Annotated in this window: 2 protein-coding genes; both read right to left on the reverse strand. The window is 57.5% G+C overall.

What is annotated here, in order from left to right; translation table 11 throughout:
- Window positions 1-1,158, reverse strand: a 1,158-nt coding sequence (locus tag Q8O96_RS31015; RefSeq protein WP_305950117.1) for a DUF2875 family protein, incomplete at its 3' end; no start/stop codon positions are given.
- The coding region (locus tag Q8O96_RS31020) for a DUF3274 domain-containing protein (protein ID WP_305950118.1) at window positions 1,158-3,048 on the reverse strand (1,891 nt) is incomplete at its 5' end. The genes Q8O96_RS31020 and Q8O96_RS31015, both read right to left, overlap by 1 nt.

Below are 3,048 nucleotides of genomic sequence, written 5' to 3' on the forward strand. Positions count from 1 at the left end.
TGTGCTGTTCAGGCCGCCGTCGTAGAACACTCGGGCCGGTGCTGGTGCAACGGCATCAGTGGCTTTTTTCCAGCCAGCGGCCAGTTGCGTGGTCAAGGCTTCGCGCTTGAGGCGCTCGCCGTTATCCGGACGCTGCAGGGAAACCGTGACCGGGCGATGAATCCTGGCCAGCACTGGCAAGGCGTCCCATTGTTCAAAAGCGCGCTCGGTCCAGGGCTGCGGGATGAACTCCGAAGGTTGGAACTCCACCGCCGGTTTACGCCAGCCCCAACCGGTGAATTCGGGATCGATCTTGTTCTTGTTGACCTTGGTGAAGGGGGCGTAATAGCGCAGCCATTCGACACGTTCGGGGCGACCGACGACCAGGGCGACCATTGAATCGGTGAGTTCACCTGGCTTACGTGGCCCTGATCCACCAATCAATGGGGCTTTTTTGGCAGAAAGCGCATAGGACATGCTGAAGCCTTCATTGGTGTAGACCAATACAGCAGGAAGGTCAGGGTTACACTCGAACAGTTGGAACAGGTTTTCCAGCAAAGTTTCAGGAGTGTCATTACAGATGATGCCATCCTGCAGGTTACGAATGCGATGCCAATGAAGTCCCGCAGGCGTTCGCATGTCATTAACCATGACAGATAAGCTGCCCCGGGTTCTTTCAGGTGTAAAACGAAGGTTCGGAGTTTTAGGACTCCAACCTGAAACCACAGTAATAGTGGGAATCGGCCACTTCTCTAAAAAATCCCTTAATCCCAGCTCAAGTGCATCCGTTTCCCGTTTTTCATATGCCATATCCTTATCATCGGCGGTTATTGGATACTTCTTCGGATCCATAGGTAGGATGCTCCCTACATGTAGTGCTTCCTCTTGTTTTAAGTTTTTTTCCTGCAACTCGTTCCAAATCTGCCCCTGCCTGAACACATCCAGACTTATGCCAATGCTGAGTACATCCAGGGTTTCCAAACGAGGCGACGTAGTGGGGGCACGGTAACGAGGTTCAACGGTCATGATTGAGTCCTTCCTGGACGAGGTATAGGTAGTCACAGACGTGGCCGCACTGGCAAAACAACGAGTCGATGTCAGTGAAGTTTCGGCTGCCTGAACCAAGTGGCAGGTCAGCAACACAGCAGTGAAAAACCAAAATTTAAGCTCTCGACGCATCAGGCGCTTCCCCCAAAACGAACGGCGTGTCCCGCTCTTTGCTCCTTTAGAGACTGTGCTGCTACCAAGGAAGGCATGTCATCTCCGACAGCCGTCGGCAATGCACCACTCTTCCGGTACGTTACTGTGGAGTTAATCAATTCCCGGCTACTAGCGTCTTCTTGAAGAAAGAATTCCGATACCGCTTCATCTGGAAGGTCCTGTTCTGTCTCAAACTGAGAGTTAGCACTAGCTCGTGTTCTCTGCCAATCCAACCGCCAATCCGCCACCCGACACAAATACGCATAAAACGTCACATCATCCACGCTCTCCCCCGCCCCTATCGCCACGTCATACGCCAGCACTCGACGGCTGTGTTCAGGGTTGTTGGGAATGGCCGAGTGGAAAGACAGCGCCTCTTCGTGCTCCTTGTCCTTGCCGCCACTTTGCAGGCGCATGCGTGCCTCGTAGGGTGTTTCCGAACGCGTCACCAGCACCTTGCCGCCATCGGTCGCTCGGGCGGCAAACACGTGGGTGGTTTCAGATATCTCCTTGCCTTCGTTGAGGGCCTTTTGAACGCTGGCAATGTCGCGTCCGTGCTTGAAGGCGACGGCCTCATCGATCGCCTCCAGCCGGCTGTGCCGTGTGCTTTCGGGGGTCCAGGCTTTATTGCTGATCGCAATGGCGGCGTCGATGGGCGCCAGTTTGTCCTTGATCTGATAGACACCGCTGTTGGAGTCCGCTCCCGGCATGACCACCGTGCCATCGGCGTCAAAGTTGGTTTCAACGGGCACTGGCAATAACGGTGCGGTCAGCATCACCGACTTCCCTTGCTCAAGGGAGGCGCGGGCCACGGACATCCGCTGCTTGTATGGCAGACCGGCATCTTCCCAGGTGTCCTCTCCCCGAAGCAGCAATGGGTAGGCATGGGGCGGCGTGCGCAGACCGATCAGTTCCTTTTCGCCACCGCGCTTGCGCAGGGTAAAGATTCGCTGGTGAAAACTCAGCGGCAAGGTCCGGCGCAGTGGCTTGCCATACAGCTGCTCATCAACGCCCTGCCAGCCGATCCCCTGGACGTTGGCCAGGCCAACGGTCTGGTCCTGAGGGGTGAAATACAGGTAGACACTGCCTCGGTTATCGCGCTCGTTGAAGGCAATGCGCTTGGCGTCAATCGTGGTTTCGCAGGCTTTGCCACCGCTCCAGCCAGGCCCGCCAATAGCGCCATAACCCTGGCAGTTCTTGAGGGCGATACTCGACAAGGCCGGGTACGGATTGGGCGCTGCGGTCATGAACTTGAGGATGGCGTCAAGGGTCGCCAGGCGGGCCTCGGCCGTCTGCTGCGCGCCGAAGCCCTGAAGCTTCTCCATGTTGGGTTCGCGCAGGCTGTAGGGCGAGTTGATCATCACCACGCCGTCGGCCGGCCGCACCTTGTCCTCATTGAGAAAGGCATGGGCCAATAACGTGATGAGCGTGCCTTGGCTGTGGCCCACCACATTCACCGTGTCGTTGGGGTAGCGCTTGCGGATGATCCTGATCAGCATCGCCAGACGCATCGCCGCCAGCACCATGTAGCGACGTCCAGGCGCGGAGAACAACGGGTGAGTCAGCTCGCCGGCAAACAGATCCAGGGAAATGAAGCCAAACAGCTTGCCGTTGAAGCCCTTGCCCCACATGTCCGGCAGGTTGGTGGTGGCATTGACGAAATGTCCCCCCTCCAGCGTGCCCGCCTTGTCCAGGCGGTTTCTGTTGCGATCCATCCACTCGCCGTGGGGCGCATCCTTGATGATGTGCTGCTCTTCCTCGCGAAAGCCCCAGTAGAACGGAATGACCACGCTGCGGGCGGCGGTGCCATTGGCCGCGGCGGAGAATTTGCGCCGGTAGTACACCGCGTCGGGGTTGCGGGCCTTGCCG

Origin of the sequence: Pseudomonas sp. LPH60, from assembly GCF_030718165.1 — a bacterium.
In the GTDB taxonomy this organism is placed as follows: Bacteria; Pseudomonadota; Gammaproteobacteria; order Pseudomonadales; family Pseudomonadaceae; genus Aquipseudomonas; species Aquipseudomonas danubii.